Annotated in this window: 15 protein-coding genes; 9 read left to right on the forward strand and 6 right to left on the reverse strand. The window is 68.3% G+C overall.

What is annotated here, in order from left to right:
• Positions 1–65: 65 nt before the first annotated feature.
• Positions 66–557, reverse strand: coding sequence for a CinA family protein (locus tag RUGAMON1_RS17815; RefSeq protein WP_116992177.1), 492 nt, complete (start codon positions 555–557; stop codon positions 66–68).
• A 290-nt stretch (positions 558–847) separates the two neighbouring features.
• Here RUGAMON1_RS17815 and RUGAMON1_RS17820 point away from each other — a divergent pair, with 290 nt between their 5' ends.
• Positions 848–3454 carry an EAL domain-containing protein gene (locus RUGAMON1_RS17820; RefSeq protein WP_445231758.1) on the forward strand — a complete coding sequence of 869 codons (2607 nt, stop codon included), beginning with the start codon at positions 848–850 and terminating at the stop codon, positions 3452–3454.
• Here the strand turns inward: RUGAMON1_RS17820 and thiL are convergent.
• Together thiL and RUGAMON1_RS17830 are read right to left on the reverse strand one after the other, a co-directional pair.
• On the reverse strand, positions 3439–4407 hold the full coding sequence (gene thiL / locus RUGAMON1_RS17825) for a thiamine-phosphate kinase (RefSeq protein WP_445231759.1): 969 nt from the start codon (positions 4405–4407) through the stop codon (positions 3439–3441). The two genes, RUGAMON1_RS17820 and thiL, sit on opposite strands and share 16 nt — an antisense overlap.
• A gap of 18 nt (positions 4408–4425) precedes the next feature.
• Positions 4426–4812, reverse strand: a complete 387-nt coding sequence (locus RUGAMON1_RS17830) for a hypothetical protein (RefSeq protein WP_445231760.1) — start codon at positions 4810–4812, stop codon at positions 4426–4428.
• A 302-nt stretch (positions 4813–5114) separates the two neighbouring features.
• On the opposite strand from RUGAMON1_RS17830, the gene RUGAMON1_RS17835 reads away from it, so the two are divergent.
• The 8 genes from RUGAMON1_RS17835 (at position 5115) to RUGAMON1_RS17870 (ending at position 15536) form a co-directional block, all read left to right on the forward strand.
• Positions 5115–7433, forward strand: a complete 2319-nt coding sequence (locus tag RUGAMON1_RS17835; RefSeq protein WP_445231761.1) for an NADP-dependent malic enzyme — start codon at positions 5115–5117, stop codon at positions 7431–7433.
• A gap of 260 nt (positions 7434–7693) precedes the next feature.
• The gene (gmd, locus tag RUGAMON1_RS17840; RefSeq protein ID WP_445231762.1) at positions 7694–8737 is read left to right on the forward strand and encodes a GDP-mannose 4,6-dehydratase; all 1044 of its coding nucleotides are present in this window, start codon (positions 7694–7696) and stop codon (positions 8735–8737) included.
• A 10-nt stretch (positions 8738–8747) separates the two neighbouring features.
• Positions 8748–9665, forward strand: coding sequence for a GDP-mannose 4,6-dehydratase (locus RUGAMON1_RS17845; protein ID WP_445231773.1), 918 nt, complete (start codon positions 8748–8750; stop codon positions 9663–9665).
• Positions 9662–10843 (forward strand): glycosyltransferase family 4 protein, encoded by a 1182-nt coding sequence (locus RUGAMON1_RS17850; protein WP_445231763.1) that lies wholly within the window; start codon positions 9662–9664, stop codon positions 10841–10843. Before RUGAMON1_RS17845 ends, RUGAMON1_RS17850 begins: the two co-directional genes overlap by 4 nt.
• A gap of 7 nt (positions 10844–10850) precedes the next feature.
• Positions 10851–11975 carry a glycosyltransferase family 4 protein gene (locus tag RUGAMON1_RS17855; RefSeq protein ID WP_445231764.1) on the forward strand — a complete coding sequence of 375 codons (1125 nt, stop codon included), beginning with the start codon at positions 10851–10853 and terminating at the stop codon, positions 11973–11975.
• A 212-nt stretch (positions 11976–12187) separates the two neighbouring features.
• Positions 12188–12907: a winged helix-turn-helix domain-containing protein gene (locus RUGAMON1_RS17860; protein WP_445231765.1), complete on the forward strand. Its 720-nt coding sequence runs from the start codon at positions 12188–12190 to the stop codon at positions 12905–12907.
• On the forward strand, positions 12904–14274 hold the full coding sequence (locus RUGAMON1_RS17865) for a HAMP domain-containing sensor histidine kinase (RefSeq protein WP_445231766.1): 1371 nt from the start codon (positions 12904–12906) through the stop codon (positions 14272–14274). The genes RUGAMON1_RS17860 and RUGAMON1_RS17865 overlap by 4 nt, the downstream gene beginning before the upstream one ends.
• Before the next feature lie 95 nt (positions 14275–14369).
• Positions 14370–15536, forward strand: coding sequence for an aminotransferase class I/II-fold pyridoxal phosphate-dependent enzyme (locus tag RUGAMON1_RS17870; protein ID WP_445231767.1), 1167 nt, complete (start codon positions 14370–14372; stop codon positions 15534–15536).
• 110 nt (positions 15537–15646) lie between these two features.
• On the opposite strand, the gene RUGAMON1_RS17875 is transcribed toward RUGAMON1_RS17870, so the two are convergent.
• The 3 genes from RUGAMON1_RS17875 to RUGAMON1_RS17885 all read right to left on the reverse strand — a co-directional run.
• Positions 15647–16654, reverse strand: coding sequence for an HD domain-containing phosphohydrolase (locus RUGAMON1_RS17875; protein ID WP_445231768.1), 1008 nt, complete (start codon positions 16652–16654; stop codon positions 15647–15649).
• On the reverse strand, positions 16651–20061 hold the full coding sequence (locus RUGAMON1_RS17880; RefSeq protein WP_445231769.1) for an MHYT domain-containing protein: 3411 nt from the start codon (positions 20059–20061) through the stop codon (positions 16651–16653). The genes RUGAMON1_RS17875 and RUGAMON1_RS17880 overlap by 4 nt, the downstream gene beginning before the upstream one ends.
• A 64-nt stretch (positions 20062–20125) precedes the next feature.
• Positions 20126–20296, reverse strand: a 171-nt coding sequence (locus RUGAMON1_RS17885; protein ID WP_445231774.1) for an alpha/beta fold hydrolase, incomplete at its 5' end; no start/stop codon positions are given.

Here is a 20296-nt window from a genome sequence, read left to right on the forward strand (position 1 = left end):
CCTGAATCGCTCGAATGCGTCGAGAGTAATTGTTTTGTGGCGGGATGGCAACCGCCAGTCCGCATTCAGTCAATAAACCGTAGCAGACCCTGCAACGCATGGATGACGGTCTGCTCGCGCACCGCCTTGCGGTCGCCGGCAAACACCAGCCGCTCGGTGTGCACGGTGTCGCCATTGGCCCAGCCGAAGCACACGGTGCCGACCGGCTTGCCCGGCACGGCGCCGGTGGGGCCGGCGATGCCGGTGGTCGAGACCGCCAGATGGGCGTTGCTGGCGCCCAGCGCGCCGCTGGCCATGGCCGCCGCCACTTCTTCGGACACGCTGCCCATCTGCGCGATCAGCGCGGCCGACACGTCCAGCATTTCGGTCTTGGAGGCGTTGGAGTAGGTGATGAAGCCGCAATCGAACCAGGCGGTCGAGCCGGCGATCTCGGTGATGGCCTGGGCCACGCCGCCGCCGGTGCACGATTCCGCGGTGGCCAGGATCAGGCCTTTCGCTTGCAGGGACTTGCCGACTTGCGCGGCCAGGTCGAGGATGGTGTCGCTGTTCGAATTCATGGGGATCTCCTTCTGTTGCGGCAATCTGCGGGCTGGCTTCCACTCTACCATGCACTGTGCAATCGATGCCAGCGATGCACGGATGATTTGCATGAACAGCAACATGCCAGAAAACATTAGACCGCCGATTTGAACTTGCGTACACTCGGAGGATAGCCCGGTCGCCGCTGCCCAAAAATCGCAGCAGTGCGCCGTCAATTGGGCAAACTGTTAAGCTTGCTCGGGAACAGGACGCGGTCCGAACCGGCCATGACGCCGGCTCATCAGGGACCATACGGAGGGCGCATCCCATGATCAGCCAGACCGACATCTTCAAGGCCAGCATCCTGATCGTCGACGATCAGCCGGTGAACGTGGAATTGCTGGAGTTCCTGCTCAGCTCCACCGGCTACACCAACGTCAGCTCCACCACCGACCCGCGCGTGGTGGCCGGCTGGCACGCCGAACACCAGTACGACCTGATCATCCTCGACATGCAGATGCCGGGCATGACCGGCTTCGACGTGATGGAGGCGATCCGCCCGCTCGAGACCGAGTCCTGGCTGCCGGTGCTGGTGGTCACCGCCCAGCCCGACCACAAGATCAAGGCGCTGGAACTGGGCGCGCGCGACTTCGTCAGCAAACCGTTCGACCCGGTCGAGGTGCTGACCCGCATCCGCAACATGCTGGAAGTGCGCCTGCTGCACCGCGAAACGCGCGGTTACAACACGCTGCTCGAGCAGACCGTGCGCGAGCGCACCGCCGAGCTGCAACGCTTCCGCAGCGCCATGGACGCCACCGCCGACGCCATCTTCCTGCTCGACGCGGACAGCGCCGAGCTGGTCGACGTCAACGACGGCGCCTGCCGCATGCTGGGCTATCCGCGCAGCGAGATGCTGGGCCAGACCGCCAGCCGCATCGGCCTGGGCGCGCCGGCCGCGCTGTGCGAACTGGCCGAGCGCCTGAGCGCTTTCACCGCCAGCGTCGTCCCGATGCGCCCGCCCGAACTGCTGGAGCTTGAGCTGATGCGGCGCGACCTGATCGCGGTGCCGGTGGAGCTGTACTGGCAGCTGTTGCGGCGCGCCGGCCAGCCGGCCATCCTGCTGGGCGTGGCGCGCGACATCAGCGAGCGCCGCCAGGCCGAGGAGCTGCTGCAGCACATGGCCCACTACGACAGCCTGACCGGCCTGCCCAACCGCACGCTGTTCTTCCAGACCTTGACCGACGCCGTCGCGCTGGCGCAGGAAAAGGCGTGGCGCATCGTGGTGCTGTTCATCGCGCTGGACCGCTTCAAGAACATCAACGATTCGCTGGGCGCGGCGCTGGGTGACGAGCTGCTGCGCCAGTTCAGCAACCGGCTGGTGCAGTGCGTGCGCATCCGCGACACCGTCGGCCGCATGGGCGGCGACGAGTTCGCGCTGATCCTGACCATGACGCGCGACCAGCAGGACGCGGTGCACATGGCCAACGAGGTGCGCGAGGCGCTGCGCCTGCCGTTCGACCTGGACGGCCACCCGGCCGCGCTCAGCGCCAGCATCGGCATCGCCATGTACCCGGACGACGCCACCGATCCGCACACCCTGGTCAAGTACGCCGACACGGCGATGGAGCGCGCCAAGCAGGCCGGGCGCGACGGCTACCGTTTCTTCACCGCCGGCATGAACGTGCAGGTGCTGGCGCGGCTGGACATGGAGCTGGCGCTGCGCCGCGCGCTCGAGCACAACGAACTGCTGCTGCACTACCAGCCCAAGGTCAACCTGCACAGCGGCGAGATCGCCGGCGCCGAGGCGCTGCTGCGCTGGCAGCGGCCGGGCTGCGGCCTGGTGTATCCGGCCGAGTTCGTGCCGGTGCTGGAGGATACCGGCCTGATCGTGCGGGTCGGCGCCTGGATCATCGACGCCGCCTGCCGCCAGATCGGCGCCTGGCTGCGCAGCGACGTCGGGCCGGTGCGGGTGGCGGTCAACGTCGCCAGCCGCCAGTTCATCGAGGGCGACCTCGAGCTGATGGTGCGCAGCGCGCTGCTGCGCCACGACGTCCCGCCCGAGCTGCTGGAACTGGAGCTGACCGAGACCGCGCTGATGTCCAACACCGAGCGCACCATCAGCGTGCTGAGCAACCTGAAGGCGCTGGGGCTGAAGGTGGCGATCGACGACTTCGGCACCGGCTATTCCTCGCTGGCGTACCTGCAGCGCTTCCCGATCGACAAGCTGAAGATCGACATCGCCTTCGTGCGCGACATCACCACCAACCCCAACGACGCCGCCATCGCCCAGGCCATCATCAGCATGGCGCACAGCCTGAAGCTGCGGGTGATCGCCGAGGGGGTGGAGACGCGCGCCCAGCTGGAATACCTGCGGCGCAGCCGCTGCGACGAGATCCAGGGCTATTATTTCAGCCGGCCGGTGGCGCCGCTGGAGATGGGCCAGCTGGTGCTGACGGGCCACTGCCTGCCGCCGGACCCGGCGCAGGAAGGCCAGCCGGCGCAGACGCTATTGATCGTCGACGACGACGTCAACGTGCTGTCCTCGCTGCACCGGCTGTTCCGCCGCGACGGCTACCAGATCCTGACGGCGGCCACGCCGGGCGAGGGTTTCGAGCTGCTGGCGCTGCACGCGGTGCAGGTGATCGTGTGCGACCAGCGCATGCCGGGCATGAGCGGCACCGAGTTCCTCAGCAAGGTCAAGGAGATGTACCCGGAGACGATACGCATCATCCTGTCCGGCTACACCGGGCTGGACGCGGTGCTCGATTCGATCAACCGCGGCGCCATCTACCGCTTCTACACCAAGCCGTGGGACGACACCCAGCTGCGCGACAACATCCGCCTGGCCTTCCACCACTACTGGCTGATGCACGGCAGCGGCCGGCTCGCGGGCCATCCGGGCGAGGACGTCACCGCGCTTCAGGAAGTGAAGTGATCGAAGCCGTGTAGTTGCAGCTCGAGCGCGGCGCCGGCGGCGTCCACCAGGCGCAGGCCGGGCGCGGCCTCGATGCGGCCGACGCGGGTGACCGGGGTGGCGACGCTGGCCGCCGCCGCCAGCACCGCCGCGCGCGCCGAGGCCGGCGCGGTGAAGCACAGTTCGTAGTCGTCGCCGCCGGCGGCGGTGTAGGCGCGCCGCAGCGCCGTCTCGCGCGTGGCCAGCACGGCGCCGGCCGGCAGCGCGTCGACGTCCAGCGTGGCGCCGACTTGCGACTGCTTGAGGATGTGCCCGAGGTCGCCCACCAGGCCGTCGGAGATGTCGATCGCCGCGTGGGCGATGGCCTGTTCCGCCAGCAGCATGCCGAGCGCCACGCGCGGCGTCGGCGTGTGCAGGCGCGGCGCGGCGGCCAGCAGGCTGGCGGCGTCCATGGTGTGTTCCAGGCGGTAGCCGGCCAGCGCCAGGCGGGCGTCGCCCAAGGTGCCGGAGATCCAGATATCGTCGTCCGGTTTGGCGGCGGCGCGGCGCAGCGCCTGGCCCGGCCGCACTTCGCCGAACACGGTGATGCAGATGTTGAGCGGGCCCTTGGTGGTGTCGCCGCCGATCAGTTCGATGTTGTAGGCGTCGGCCAGCGCGAACAGGCCCTTGGAAAAGCCGGCCAGCCAGTCGCGGTCGGCCGACGGCAGCGCCAGAGCGAGGGTGAAAGCGATGGGGCGCGCGCCCATCGCCGCCAGGTCCGACAGGTTGACCGCCAGCGCCTTGTGGCCGAGGCGGGCCGCGTCTTCGCCGGCAAAGAAGTGGCGGCCTTCGACCAGCATGTCGGACGAGATCGCCGTCTGCATGCCGGGCGTGGGCGTGAGCAGCGCGCAATCGTCGCCGATGCCGAGCGTGGCGCGGGCCGCGTGCTGCGGGCGCTGGAAGTATTCCTGGATGAGGTCGAATTCTGAGAGCATGCGTTATTGTACCTGCCGTCAGGCGGGGAGCGCGGCGTGCGGCGGCATGGTCTCGGCCGACAGGAACAGCCAGTCGTGGTTGGCCAGCCGGACCGCCACGCCGTCGACTTCGAAGCGGCCCAGCAGGTTGGGCGTGAAGAACAGCTGCGGCCCGGTCTCGTAGCCGGCGCCGGCCAGCAGGATCAGCAGCCGGCTGCCGGCCGCCTCGATGGTCAGCGCCTGTTCGCCCAGGTGCGTCAGCTTGCCCCGGCCGGTTTGCATCAGCCCGCCCAGCGAGCGGCTGTAGACGAAGGCCAGCTGCGTGCCGTCGCGCTGCCAGTCCAGCAGGCGGTCCCAGGCGGCGGACGGCGATGGCGCGCCGGTGGTGGCCGGCAGGCCGGAATTGTTGCTCATCAAGGTGGACATGGCGCTACTCCTGAAATGGGGCCGGTTCAGCTTACCGCCGCCCCGGCCGTCATCTGATTGGCAATTTCAATCAAATTTCATCACGCGATACAAAATAGTGATGGATGCGGAAAATTGATTATATTGGAGCTATTGATAGGTTATTGCCGCTAAAAACGTCAAAAATTCGGCTGATGTTGCCTTGAATCATAAATAATGCTGATATCTGTCATAGCTGTTGGTGAAAATACCTACTTAATTGAAAGAATTGGTCTGATAAAATCGGAAGCTTTCCGACAGTACAAACAGGAAGGCCGCACAGCATGGATTCGTCATCTGATAAAAAAGAAGAACTTCGTCAACAATTGCGCCTCGCGGCGCTCGAATACCACGAGTGCCCGACGCCAGGCAAGATCAGCGTCACGCCGACCAAGCAATTGACCAACCAGCGCGACCTGGCGCTGGCGTACTCGCCGGGCGTGGCCGCGCCGTGCGAGGAAATCGTCATCGATCCGGCCAACGCCTATAAATACACGGCGCGCGGCAACCTGGTGGCGGTCATCACCAACGGCACCGCCGTGCTGGGCCTGGGCAACATCGGCCCGCTGGCGGCCAAGCCGGTGATGGAAGGCAAGGGCGTGCTGTTCAAGAAATTCGCCGGCATCGACGTGTTCGACATCGAGATCAACGAGATGGACCCGGACAAGCTGGTCGACATCATCGCCTCGCTGGAGCCGACCTTCGGCGGCGTCAACCTGGAAGACATCAAGGCGCCCGAGTGCTTCTACATCGAGCGCCAGCTGCGCGAGCGGATGAAGATTCCGGTCTTCCACGACGACCAGCACGGCACCGCCATCATCGTCGGCGCGGCCATCATGAACGGCATCCAGTATGTGGGCAAGGACATCGCCAACTGCAAGCTGGTGGTGTCGGGCGCCGGCGCGGCCGCGCTGGCCTGCCTGGACCTGATCGTCGACCTCGGCTTCCCGCTGGAAAACATCTACGTCACCGACCTGGCCGGCGTGGTCTACAAGGGCCGCAAGGAATTGATGGACCCGGACAAGGAGCGCTTCGCCCGCGAAACCTCGGCCCGCACGCTGGCCGAAGTGATCAGCGACGCCGACATCTTCCTCGGCCTGTCGGCCGGCGGCGTGCTCAAGCAGGACATGGTCAAGGCCATGGCGCCCAACCCGCTGATCCTGGCGCTGGCCAACCCCAACCCGGAAATCCTGCCGGAAGACGTCAAGGCGGTGCGCGGCGACGCCATCATCTGCACCGGCCGCTCGGACTATCCGAACCAGGTCAACAACGTGCTGTGCTTCCCGTACATCTTCCGCGGCGCGCTCGACTGCGGCGCCACCACCATCACCCGCGAAATGGAAATCGCCGTGGTGCACGCGATCGCCGAGCTGGCCCACGCCGAGCAGTCCGACATCGTCGCCACCACCTACGGCTTCAGCAACCTGTCGTTCGGTCCCGAGTACCTGATCCCGATGCCGTTCGATCCGCGCCTGTTGATCAAGATCGCCCCGGCGGTGGCCAAGGCGGCCGAGGAATCGGGCGTCGCCACCCGTCCGATCAAGGACCTGCAAGCCTACGCCGACAGCCTGCAACAGTTCGTCTACCGCAGCGGCACCTTCATGAAGCCGCTGTTCCAGGTGGCCAAGAAGACCGCCGACGAGCTCAAGCGCATCGTCTACGCCGAGGGCGAAGAAGAGCGCGTGCTGCGCGCGGTGCAGGTGATCGTCGACGAGAAGCTGGCCCGTCCGATCCTGGTCGGCCGTCCGGCCGTGCTGGAGACCCGCATCACCAAGTTCGGCCTGCGCCTGAAGCAGGGCGTGGACTTCGACGTCATCAACCCCGACCACGACGAGCGCTATCGCGAATACTGGCAGGCCTACTACGAGCTGACCAGCCGCAAGGGCGTGACGCAGGAGTACGCCAAGCTGGAAATGCGCCGCCGCCACTCGCTGATCGGCGCCATGATGATCAAGAAGGGCGACGCCGACGGCATGATCTGCGGCACCTTCGGCACCACCCAGCTGCACCTGCACTACATCGACCAGGTGCTGGGCAAGCGCGACGGCGCCTGCGTGTACGCCGCGATGAACGTGCTGATCATGCCTGAGCGCCAGCTGGTGATGGTCGACACCCACGTCAACGAGAACCCCAACGCCAAGGAGCTGGCGGCGATCACCGTGATGGCGGCCGAAGAGATGCGCCGCTTCGGCCTGTCGCCGCGCGCGGCGCTGCTGTCGCACTCGAACTTCGGCTCGTCCAACAGCGAATCGGCGCAGAAGATGCGCGCCGCGCTGGAGCTGGTCAAGCAGATGGACCCGACGCTGGAAGTGGACGGCGAAATGCACGGCGACACCGCGCTCGACTCCAAGCTGCGCAACTCCATCATGCCGGGCACCACGCTGACCGGCGACGCCAACCTGCTGGTGATGCCGAACATCGACGCCGCCAACATCGCCTACAACCTGGTGAAGACGGCGGCCGGCAACGGCATCGCGGTCGGCCCGATCCTGCTGGGCTGCGCCAAGCCGGTGCACATCCTGACGCCGTCGGCCACGGTGCGCCGCATCGTCAACATGACCGCGCTGTGCGTGGTCGACGCGGTAGCCCAGCGCAAGGCCTAAACCCCAAACCCCGGGGGTCAGATCTGACATTCGGACACGACCTCTACCGTAGCCCGCGTTACGGTAGAGGTCGTGTCCGAATGTCAGATCTGACCCCCGCTGTTTTGTTGCTCGGAGATCAATTAAGTTTGGTCATCACTGCCGCTGATGGTAACAAGATGTAAGGAATGTAATCGATATAATTGGTGAGAAGTGGGGCATAGGCGCTCTGTTACAATAGCGGGTTGTAAAGTCACCCATGATTTGGATGGTCATTCACCATGAATAAAACAAAAAAAGCCCTGATTACGGGCATTACCGGCCAGGACGGCGCTTATCTGGCGGAGCTGCTGCTGGAAAAAGGCTATCAAGTCACCGGCACTTATCGCCGCACCAGCTCGGTGAATTTCTGGCGTATCGAGGAACTGGGCATCCAGTCGCATCCGAATCTGAACCTGGTCGAGTACGACCTGACCGACCTGGGCTCCAACATCCGTCTGCTGCAATCGGCGCAGCCGGACGAGGTCTACAACCTGGCGGCGCAAAGCTTCGTCGGCGTGTCCTTCGAGCAGCCGGTCACCACCGCGGAAATCACCGGCATCGGTCCGGTCAACCTGCTCGAAGCGATCCGCATCGTCAACCCGAAGATCCGCTTCTACCAGGCGTCGACCTCGGAAATGTTCGGCAAGGTGCAGGCCGTGCCGCAGAAGGAAGACACCCCGTTCTACCCGCGCAGCCCGTACGGCGTGGCCAAGCTGTATGCCCACTGGATGACCGTGAACTACCGCGAATCCTATGGCATCTTCGGCTGTTCCGGCGTGCTGTTCAACCACGAATCGCCGCTGCGCGGCCGCGAGTTCGTCACCCGCAAGATCACCGACTCGGTGGCCAAGATCCATCTGGGCCAGCTCGACGTGCTGGAACTGGGCAACCTGGACGCCAAGCGCGACTGGGGCTACGCCAAGGAATACGTCGAAGGCATGTGGCGCATCCTGCAGGCCGACCAGCCGGACACCTATGTGCTGGCCACCAACCGCACCGAAACCGTGCGCGACTTCGTCAACATGGCGTTCAAGGCGGTCGACGTGGCGCTGGCGTGGAGCGGCGCGGCCGACCACGAAATCGGCACCTGCAAGAAGACCGGCAAGGTGCTGGTGCGCGTCAATCCCAAGTTCTACCGTCCGGCCGAGGTGGAGCTGCTGATCGGCGACCCGGCCAAGGCCGAAAAGGAACTGGGCTGGAAGCCGCAGACCACGCTGGAACAGCTGTGCCAGATGATGGTCGAGGCCGACCTGCGCCGCAACAAAGCCGGCTTCTCCTTCTAAGGAAGCGATGATGGCTGCGCAAGGCATGGAGGGCACCGGCAAGCGGGCCCTGATCACGGGGCTGTCCGGTTTCACCGGCCGCTATGTCGAGCAGGAGCTGAGCGCCGCCGGGTACGAGGTGTACGGCACCATCACGCCCGGCCAGGCCGCCGGCGAGCGCCAGTTCGCCGTCGACCTCAACGACCGCGCCGGCCTGGCCGCCGTGGTGGCGCAGGTGCGGCCGGACGTGGTGGCCCACCTGGCCGCCATCGCCTTCGTCGGCCACGGCGACGTCGAGCAGATCTACCGCGTCAACGTGGCCGGCACCCGCAACCTGCTGGAGGCGCTGGCCGCCGCCGGGCACAAGCCGTCGGCCGTGCTGCTGGCCTCCAGCGCCAATATCTACGGCAACACCGACGTCGGCGTGATCGGCGAAGAGTTGCCGGCCGCGCCGGCCAACGATTACGCGGTCAGCAAGCTGGCCATGGAATACATGGCGCGCCTGTGGCAGGACAAGCTGCCGCTGATCGTGGCGCGTCCGTTCAACTACACCGGCGTCGGCCAGCATGAGAACTTCCTGCTGCCGAAGATCGTCGGCCACTTCCGCCGCCGGGCCGCCGATATCGAGCTGGGCAACCTGCACGTGTGGCGCGACTTTTCCGACGTGCGCATGGTGGCGCACAGCTACCGCCGCCTGCTGGCCGCCGGCCCCGCCGCCGCCGGCCAGACCTTCAACATCTGCTCCGGCCAGGCTTATTCGCTGGGCGAGGCGCTGGCCATGATGGCCGACATCGCCGGCTACCAGATCAACGTCCACGTCAACCCGGCCTTCGTGCGCGCCAATGAAGTGGTGCGCCTGGTCGGCGACAACCGCCGCCTGCAGGCCGTCACCGGCCCGCTGGCGACGGTGCCGCTGGCCGACACGCTGCGCTGGATGTACTCGGCGTGAGCGCGCTCCCGACCACGGCCGCGCGCGTGCTGCGCGTGGGCCTGTCCACCACCACCGCCGAACCGGCGCTGACCGGCGGCCGGCTCGACGGCATGGGCGTGTACAGCCGCGCGCTGCTCGAACACCTGCCGCAGGCCGGCGCCGAGGCGCTGCCGTTTTCCTTCCCGTCGCCGGGCGCGGCCGAGCGCCTGACGGTGGGCTGCGCGCTGCCGCTGTCGTTCCCGCTGGCGTCGCTGGGCAACCTGCTGCTGCCGAAGTCGGTGCACATGAACGTCAGCCGCCTGGCCGGCCGCGACGCGCCGCCGCTGGACCTGTTCCACGCCACCGACTACCGCATCGTGCGCATGGATTGCCCGGTGGTGGCGACCTTGCACGACGCCGTGCCGATCGCCCATCCGGAGTGGTGCCGGCCGCGCCTGCGCGGCCTGAAGAACTGGCTGCAGATCCAGGCCGCGCGCCGCGCCCAGCACGTGATCACCGGTTCGCACTACTCGATCCGCGAGCTGGTCGAGCACTTCGGCGTCGACCAGCGCAAGATCAGCGTGGTGCACCACGGCGTGCGGCCCGAATGGTTCGAGGCGCCGGCGGCCGAGGCGCGCGACGCCACGCTGGCGCTGCACGGCCTCAACCCCGGCTATTTCCTGTTCGTCGGCACGCTGCAGCCGCGCAAGAACGTCGGCCGCCTGCTGGAGGCCTACCTGGCCCTGCCGCCGGTGCTGCGCGCCGCGCGCCAGCTGGTGATCGTCGGCGCGCCCGGCTGGCTGTGCGACGAGCTGGTGGCGCAGATCAAGGCCGCCGGCCAGCGCGGCGAAAACGTCGTCTGGCTCAGCCAGCTGACCGACGACGCCCAGCTGCACCACCTGTACGCCGGCGCCGGCGCCTTTATCTTCCCGTCGCTGCACGAGGGCTTCGGCCTGCCGCTGGTGGAGGCCTTCGCCAGCGGCGTGCCGGTGGCCACCTCCAACGCCACCTCGCTGCCGGAAGTGGCGCAGGGCGCGGCGCTGGAATTCGATCCGCTGTCGGTGCCGGAGATCAGCGCCGCGATGACCGCGCTGGCGCGCGACGACGCGCTGCGCCAGCGCTGCATCGCCGCCGGCCGCCGCCGCGCGCTGGAACTGACCTGGGAGGCCGCGGCGCGCCGTACCGTCGCCGTGTACCACCAAGCCTTATCTGACTGAAGCCTTCATGCGCGTTCTCCATTTCTACAAGACCTATTACCCCGATTCCTGGGGCGGCATCGAGCAGGTGATACGCCAGATGTGCGTGAGCACCGGCCGCCTCGGCGTCACCAACGAAGTGCTGACCCTGACGCGCGACAGCGGTCCGGCCAGGATCGAGTTCGAAGGCCACACCGTGCACCGCATGCCGCTCGATTTCGAGATCGCCTCGACCGGCTTTTCGTTCGCCGCGATCCGCCAGCTGGCGCGCCTGGCGCGCGAGGCCGACGTGATCCACTACCACTTTCCGTGGCCGTTCATGGACCTGGCGCACTTCCTGGCGCGCATCGACAAGCCGACCGTGGTGACCTACCACTCGGACATCGTGCGCCAGAAGAACCTGCTGCGCGTGTACGGCCCGCTCAAGCGCTGCTTCCTGCGCAGCGTCGACACCATCGTCGCCAGCTCGCCCAACTACCTGGCCTCGTCGTCGGTGCTCAAGCGCTTCGAGCACAAGACGCGCACCATCACCTTCGGCCTGGACAAGGCGGTCTATCCGCAGCCGCCGGCGGCGCTCAAGCAACAGTGGCGCGAACGCTGCGGCGAGCGCTTCTTCCTGTTCGTCGGCGTGCTGCGCTACTACAAGGGCTTGCACATCCTGCTCGACGCCATGGCCAACGTCGACTACCCGGTGGTGATCGTCGGCGCCGGCCCGATCGAGAGCGAGCTCAAGGAACACGCGCAGCGCCTCGGCCTGACGCATGTGATGTTCGTCGGCGCGGTGGCCGAGCTGGACAAGGTGGCGCTGCTGGAGCTGTGCTACGCGATGGTGTTCCCGTCGCACCTGCGCTCGGAAGCGTTCGGCATCTCGCTGCTGGAAGGGGCGATGTACGGCAAGCCGATGATCTCCAGCGAGATCGGCACCGGCACCACCTACATCAACATCGACAACGAGACCGGGCTGGTGGTGCCGCCCGACGATCCGCCGGCCTTCGGCGCGGCCATGCGCACGCTGTGGGAGCAGCCGGAACGCGCCGCCGAGATGGGCCGCCGCGCCGAGGCGCGCTACTGGGAACTGTTCACCGCCGAGACCATGGCGCGCAACTACCACGCGCTGTACTGCGAACTGGCCGGCCGCCAGCGCGCTGCTTGATCTGGCGCAAGTTCGCCGCTGGCGGACGCGGCTATCATGGCGGTCGAACTCCGCGCCCTGCCGATGGTCCTCATCAATGACGCTGCCAAGACGGCGCCACCCCCTGTGCGACGCAACGACGTCGTCCGGGCGGGAGTTCACCACCGCAGCTCGCTTACCTCCGGCGCCGCAGGGTAGAATACCCGCCACCACCCTGAATCCCGGAGACCCGCGTGCGCTGCCTGGTTATTGAAGACGAAGCCGACACCTCGAACTACATCTGCAAGGGGCTGCGCGAAGCGGGCTACCTGGTCAGCGCCTGCGACAACGGCCCGGACGGCCTCGACCTGGCGGCCGGCAACGACTGGGACATCATCATCCTCGACCGCATGCTGCCGGGCCGCATCGACGGCCTGTCCATCGTCGACAAGCTGCGCGCGCTGGGCAAGCAGACCCCGGTCATCATCGTCAGCGCGCTGACCTCGATCGACGCCCGCGTGACCGGCCTGCGCGGCGGCGCCGACGATTACCTGTCCAAGCCGTTCGCCTTTTCCGAGCTGCTGGCGCGCGTCGAGGCGCTGCAGCGGCGCAGCGCGCCGGGCGCCGACAGCTCGCAGCTGCAGGTGGCGGACCTGAAGCTGGACCTGCGCACCCTGCGCGTCACGCGCGGCGCCAAGGTCATCACGCTGCAGCCGCGCGAATACCGGCTGCTGGAATACCTGATGCGCAACGTCAACCAGGTGGTGACCCGCACCATGCTGCTCGAATCGGTGTGGGACTACCATTTCGATCCGCAGACCAATGTCATCGACGTCCAGATCAGCCGCCTGCGCGCCAAGGTCGACAAGGATTTCCCCGTCATGCTGATCCACACGCTGCGCGGCGTCGGCTACCGCATGGGCGCGGCCCCGCCGGAAGACACCGAGCCGCCGGCCGGGGGCCGGCCCGCTTGATCACGCTGCGCGCCTCGACCGCCGCCCGGCTGGTGCTGGGCTACGGCCTGCTGGGCACGGCCTCCATCGTGCTGGTGTCGGCGGTGTTCTACCTCGGCACGGTGGGCGTGCTGGACCGGGATATCGACGCCCGCATCGTCGCCCAGTCGGACCGCCTGCTGGCCCATGCGGCCGGCCAGGCCCACGGCGCGCTGCTGGCCGAGGTGCGGCGCCAGCTGGACGACGGCATCGACAGCGACCTGGAGATCTTCCAGCTGCTGGCGGCCGACGGCCGGCCGGTGGCCGGCAACCTGGGCGCCTGGCCGGCGGCGCGCCTGGTCGACGGTCCGACCCTGCTCAGCACCGTGGCCACGCGCGGCGGCCGCCCGGCGCCGGCGCGGCTGTACCTGCGCCCGCTCGACGGCGGCGGCGTGCTGATCGTCGGGCGCGACCTGAGCGAGCAGGAAGCGGTGCGCGCCGTGATCTGGCACGCGCTGCTGGCCGGCGCCGGCGTGTCGCTGCTGCTGACGCTGGCCGGCGCGCTGCTGTTCCGGCGCGTGGTGGAGCGGCGCCTGGGGGCGATCCGCCGCACCGCCGCCCACATCGAGGCGGGCGACCTCAGTTCGCGCATCGACGTCAGCGGGCGCGACGAGTTCGCGCTGCTGGGGCGCGACATCAACCGCATGCTCGACCGCATCGAGCTGCTGATGGACGGCATCCGCCACGTCTCGAACGCCATCGCGCACGACCTGCGCACGCCGCTGGGCCGCGTGCGCAGCAAGCTCGACGACGCGCTGCGGCACCAGGCCACGGTGCCGGGCCTGACCTGCGCCGCGCACGACGCCATCGACGACATCGACGACCTGATACGCTTGTTCGAGCGCCTGCTGCAGATCGCCGAGGCCGAATCGGGCATGCGCAGCCGGCTGTTCGAGCGGCTCGACCTGGGCCACATCGCCACCGACATCGGCGAAATGTACGAGGCCAGCGCCGAGGACGGCGGCGTGAGCCTGACGGTGGACGCGCCCGAGCACCTGTACGTGGACGGCGACCGCAACCTGCTGGCCAGCGCCGTCGCCAGCCTGCTCGACAACGCCATCAAGTACGCCGGGCCGGGGCATGCGATCCATGTGCGCGCCGGCCTGTTCCACGGCGGCCTGGCCTCGATCGCGGTGCACGACAACGGCCCCGGCATCCCGCAGGCCGAGCGCGCCAAGGTGCGGCAGCGCTTCTACCGGCTGGACGACAGCCGCCACCTGCCGGGCAACGGCCTGGGGCTGGCCATCGTCAGCGCCACCGCGCTGGCGCACGGCGGCGAACTGCTGCTGGAGGACGGCGCGCCGGGCCTGGTGGCGCGCATCCTGCTGCCGCTGGCGCCGCCGTCCTGACTGCTATCCGATCGGTAATGTGACCGCAAGCCTGCGGTAAGCCGGCCGCCGCTAGCATGGAGGGTTACCATCTCAGGCTGGCCCCTTCATTCTCCATGCACGACTTAAGCGACATCGCCGACTGGCTCAAACACCACCCCGTCCATCCCGCCGCCGAGGCCGGCGACGAGCGGGTGGTGTCGTTCAGCAGCAACGACTACCTGGCGCTGGCGCGGCATCCGCAGCTGGTGGCGGCCGCCAGCGACGGCCTGCGGCGCTACGGTGTGGGCAACAGCGTATCGCGCCTGCACGGCGGCGACCTGGACATCTACCGCGCGCTGGAGGCGCGGCTCGGCGCGCTCCAGCACAAGGGCGACGCGGTGCTGTTCGTCACCGGCTACATGGCCAACATCGGCGTGCTGTCGTCGATCGTCAAGGCGGCCGCGCTGGCGCGCCTGCACGGCTACCGCGCCCGCAAGCGCCACAAGTACGCCTACTACTCGGACGAATACAACCACGTCAGCATCCGCGAAGGCATCCAGATGTCGGGCGCGCTGCGCTACAACTACCGCCACGGCGACATGAACCACCTGGAGTCGCTGCTGAAGGCGGGCGCGGCCGAGGGCAGCACGCCGATCATCGTCAGCGACGGCGTGTTCGCGATGGAGGGCACGCTGGCGCCGCTGCCGCAGCTGGTGGAACTGGCCGAGCGCCACGGCGCGCTGCTCTACCTCGACGACGCCCACGCGATCGGCGTGCTGGGCGCCAACGGTGGCGGCACCTCCGAGCACTACGGCTGCCACAGCCCGTGCATCATGCAGATGGGGACTTTGAGCAAGGCGCTGGGGGCGCTGGGCGGCTTCGTCGCCGTCGAGCGCGAGGTGGCGGACGTGATCCGCCTGACCAGCTCGGCCTACGGCTACAGCTGCGCGCCGCCGCCGGACCAGGCGGCCGCGGCGCTGGCGGCGCTCGACCTGCTGCGCGAGGAACCGCAACGGCGGTCGCGCCTGTGGGACAACCAGCGCTATTTCATCGACAAGATGGCGCCGCTGGGCTACACCATTGTGTCGACCCAGACGGCGGTCCTGCCGGTGCTGGTGGGCGAGGCCGAGACTTGCCAGCGCTATGCGATCGCGCTGCGCAAGGAGGGCATCCATGTGGACGCGGTGCAGTTCCCGGCGGCGCCGGTGGGCCAGGCACGGCTGCGCTTCATGATGAACGCCGGCCATACCCGCGCGCAGATCGACCACGTGGCCGGCGTGATGGCGCGCCTGGCCACCTGAGCCGCCGTCGTTCCCGCGCAGGCGGGAACCCATGCGCCGCATGGTCAGACGCGCAGTATGGAGGGAATTCAGGCAATGCCTGGATTCCCGCCTGCGCGGGAATGACGGGGTCAAGCGGCGCTGCGCTCCGCCCAGCGCTGCTTGACCTCCAGCAGCGCCGGCATCTGCGTCAGGAACAGGTCGACCAGATCGGCGTCGAAGTGCTTGCCGCGCTGCTGCTCCAGGTATTCCACCGCCTGCGCCAGCGGCCATTCCGGCTTGTAGGGACGGGCCGAGGTCAGCGCGTCGAACACGTCGGCGATGGCGACGATGCGCCCCACCAGCGGGATCTCGCGGCCGGCCAGGCCGTTCGGGTAGCCGCTGCCGTCCCACTTTTCGTGATGCGTCATCGCCACCTGGTGCGCCATCGCCAGCATGCCGCCCGGGTGCTGGCCGATGATGTCGCCGCCGATGGCCGCATGGGTCTGCATGATCTTCCACTCCGCCGTCTCCAGCGGGCCGGGCTTGCGCAGGATGCTGTCCGGGATGCCGATCTTGCCGACGTCGTGCATCGGCGCCGCGTGCAGCAGGTCGTCGGCCTCGGCCTCGCTCATGCCGGCCGCGCGGCCCAGGATGCGCGAGTAGTGGCTCATGCGGATCACGTGCAGGCCGGTTTCGTTGTCCTTGTATTCGGCCGCCAGCCCCAGGCGCTGGACGATCTCCAGCCGCGTGCGGGCCAGCTCGTCCACCCGCACCAGCGACAGATGGGTGCGCACGCGGGCGCGCACGATGGGCGGGCTGACCGGCTTGGTGATGTAGTCGACCGCGCCGGCGTCGAAGCCGACCACCTCGTCGCTGGCGTCGCTGAGCGCGGTGACGAAGATCACCGGGATGGCGGCGGTGGCCTGGTCGTCCTTCAATTGCCGGCACACTTCATAGCCGGTCATGCCGGGCATCATGACGTCGAGCAGGATCAGCTGCGGCCGCTCCTGGCGCGCCAGCTCCAGCGCGCGCGGGCCGTCCTTGGCGAACAGCAGGCGGTACTGGTCTTGCAGGATATGGCGCAGCAGCTGCAGGTTGCTGGCCTCGTCGTCGACGGCCAGGATCAGCGGCAGGTCGTTGGTGGGTGCTTTAATCATGGGTTCTCCTTGGCCAGATGGTCGGCCAATTCCAGCAGCGTAGCATGGGCCAGCGGAAAATCGAAATCGTTGAGTGCGGTGTGCAGCGCCGCCAGTTCCTGCGCCAGCGCGGCCGACAGGCCGGCGCCGCTCATGGCGTTGGCCAGCGCGGCCAGCGCGTCGTCGTCCAGCGCGCCGCGCCGCAGCGACGGCAGCAGCGCCTGCGCCGCCGCGTGCGCGCGTGGCGCGTCGAAGGACGGCGCGGCCGCGGCGGCGGCCTGTTCGCGTTCGCGCTGCACGGCGCGCGGGGTTTCGATCGCATGGATCGCGCTCAGCGCCGCGTCCAGCTGCGAGGTCAGCATGCGCTGCACCTGGGCCAGCTCGGTCGGCAGGGTGGCCGCGCCGGCCTCGCGCTGCGGCGAGCCGCACAGCTTTTCCGCCTGCGCCAGCGTGGCGGCCAGCTGCTCCAGCCCGAGGTTGGCGGCCACGCCGCGCACCTTGTGGCAGCAGGCCTGCGCTTCGGCCAGCCGGGTCTCGCTGTCGCTGGCGAACAGCCGCGCCAGAGACGTGGCGGCGTCGCCGTAGTCGGTGGCGAAGCGGTGCAGCGCCTGGTGGTATTTGACTTCGTCGCCGGACCAGCGCTGCAGGCCGGTCTTCTGGTTCAGCACGCGCGCGCGCAGCGGCGCGTCGGCGGCGGCCGGCGCCTGCTCCAGCGGCGGCAACGCCAGCACGCGGGCGATTTCATGCGACAGCGCATACCAGTCCACCGGCTTGGAGGCGAAGCCGTTCATGCCGGCGGCGGACGCGGCCTCGCGGTGCGCCGCCAGCACGCTGGCGGTCATGGCGACGATGGGGATGGCCGGCGCGCCGGCCGCGCGCTCGCGCGCGCGGATGGCGCGGGTGGCCGCCAGGCCGTCCATCAGCGGCATCTGCATGTCCATCAGGATCAGGTCGTAAGGGCGCTCGGCCGACAGGCGCACTGCGGCGGCGCCGTCGCCGGCCCGCTCCAGCGTGTGGCCGCGCTTGTGCATCAGCAGGGTCAGCAGTTCCAGGTTCTGCGGCACGTCGTCGGCCGCCAGCACCCGCAGCGGCGGCAGCGGATAGGCGCTGCGTTCGGCGGCCTGGCTGCTGTCGTTGCGGGCCGGATCGAGCGGCAGCCGGACGTGGAAGGTGGTGCCCTGGCCGGGCGTGCTCTCGGCCCACAGCTTGCCGCCCATCAGCGCCACCAACTGGCGGCTGATGGTGGTGCCCAGGCCGGTGCCGCCGAAGCGCCGCGTCATCGACGGGTCGGCCTGGGTGAAGGGATCGAAGATCGCTTCCAGCCGCTCCGGCGCGATGCCGATGCCGGTGTCCTGCACCGCGATCTCGAGCTGGCCCTGGGCCGCGCTGGCGCGCAGGCTGACGGTGCCGGCGGCGGTGAACTTGATGGCGTTGTCGAGCAGGTTGCCGAGGATCTGGCGCATGCGCAGCTCGTCGCCGTGCAGCCAGGGCGGCAGCGACGGGTCGTAGACGATGTCGATGGCCAGGCCCTTGCTGCGGGCGTTGCTGCCGAAGGTCGAGGCCAGCTCGTCGATCAGGCCCAGCAGGCTGTAGTCGTCCGGCTCCAGCTCCACCGCGCCCTTGTCGAGCTTGGCGGTGTCGAGGATTTCGTTGAGCAGGCGCAGCAGCGAGCGGCCCTCCTTGCGCACCGTGTCCAGGTGGCGCCGCTGGTTGTCGTCCAGTTCGGTGTCCAGCAGCACGTCGGTGAAGCCCAGGATGGCGTTCATCGGCGTGCGGATTTCATGGCTCATATTGGCCACGAAGCTGGCGCGCGCGGCCGCCGCCTGTTCGGCCGTTTCCTTGGCCTTGCGCAGCTCCTGCTCCATCTGGCGCCGTTCGCTGATGTCGAGGATGACGCCGTCGATCCAGCGCTGCTCGGGATCGCTCTCGTCCTGGGTGACGGCGCCGTGCTCCCACATCCAGCTGGCGTGGCCGTCGGCGTGGCGCAGCCGGTACTCGACCTGGTAGGCGCTGGTGTCGGCGACGGCGCGGTCGATCTCGGCCTCGACGCCGGCGCGGTCTTCCGGCACGATCAGGCTGCCCAGCGTGCGGCTGCGGCCCTCGCCGACGAAGTCGCTGGCCGGGTAGCCGGCCAGGCGCTCGATGCCGTCGCTGACGAACACCGGCGGCGCGTCGAAGCGCATGCTGCTGCGGAAGGAGATGCCGGGGATGTTGCCGATCAGCGAGCGGAACTGCTGCTCGCTGTCGCGCAGCGCCTGCATGATGGCGCGCCGTTCGCTGATGTCGGTGATGAACAGCACGAACAGGTCGCGCTCGGCCAGCCGCGCATGGCCCAGCGCGCGCCGGATCGGCACGCGGCTGCCATCCTTGCGCACGGCGATCACCTCGCTGCCCTGGCCGGGGATGGCCGAGTTCTCGGTGCGCAGGTAGTTGAGCAGGCCGTCGCGCTCGGAGCGCTGGGCGTCGTCCATCAGCACGCGGATGTTCTGGCCGACGATCTGGTCGCGGCGCCAGCCGAAGATGCGTTCGGCCGAGGCGTTGAACTCGTGGATCAGGCCCTCGCGGTCGACCGTGACCACGCCGTCGATGGTGGTGGTGAGCAGGGCGCGCATCCAGGCTTCGCTCTCGCTTTTCTGGCGGAACAGTTCGCGGTAGCGCAGCAGGCCGTTGGCCGACATGATGAAGATGGTGATGGCGATGGTGATCAGCGAGATCGCCAGCGCCAGGAAGGTGCTGCTCTGCTCGGGCGCGGCGCCGGGCAGCGGGCGGCCGGCGAAGCGCGCGGCCGCCATGCCGGTGTAGTGCATGCCGGCGATGGCGCAGCCCATGACGGTGGCGCTGAGCACGCCCAGCACGCTGGACGGCAGGCGGGTGTGCAGGCGCAGGCCGAAGCGCACCCACAGCGCCAGCGTGGCCAGCACCACCGCCACCACGATCGACAGGCCGAACATCAGCGGATCGTAGTAGAGGTCGAAGGACATGCGCATCGCCGCCATGCCGGTGTAGTGCATGGCGCCGATGCCGGCGCCGACCAGCAGGCCGCCCAGCAGCAGCGAGCCGGTGCCGATCTGGCGGCGGCTGATCAGGGACAGGGCGATGCCCGAGGCGGCCAGGCTGGGCAGCACCGACAGCATGGTGACCACGTGGTCGTAGTCGACCTCGGTGCACAGGTTGAAGGCCAGCATGCCGATGAAGTGCATGGCCCACACGCCGCAGCCCAGCGCCAGGCTGCCGGTGCCCAGCATGATGGCGCGCAGGCTGCGGCTCTTGCTGGACTGGGCCTGCGCCACCACCTGCAATCCCATCCAGGACGAAAAGATGGCGATCAGGATGGAGAGCAGCACCAGCGACGGCGTGTAGCTGCCGTATTGGATCAGGGACGGGTCGGAGGGGGGCGCGAACAGCCGCAGGAGAGTGTCGATATTCATAAGGTTTCCGCTGTGGCGAACTGGCACAGCAGAAACCTTATCACATAACAAGCAGCAGTCTGTATCAGGATTTGGCGAAGGCCAGGAAATCGGCGTTGAAGCGGTCCTTGTGGGTGTCGGTCAGGCCGTGCGGCGCGCCGGGGTAGGTGATCAGCTTGGCGTGCTTGACGATGGCGGCCGAGGCGCGGCCGGCGGCGTCGATCGGCACGATCTGGTCGTCCTCGCCGTGGATGAT

This window comes from Duganella rhizosphaerae, from assembly GCF_040364205.1.
Lineage (GTDB): Bacteria > Pseudomonadota > Gammaproteobacteria > Burkholderiales > Burkholderiaceae_D > Rugamonas > Rugamonas rhizosphaerae.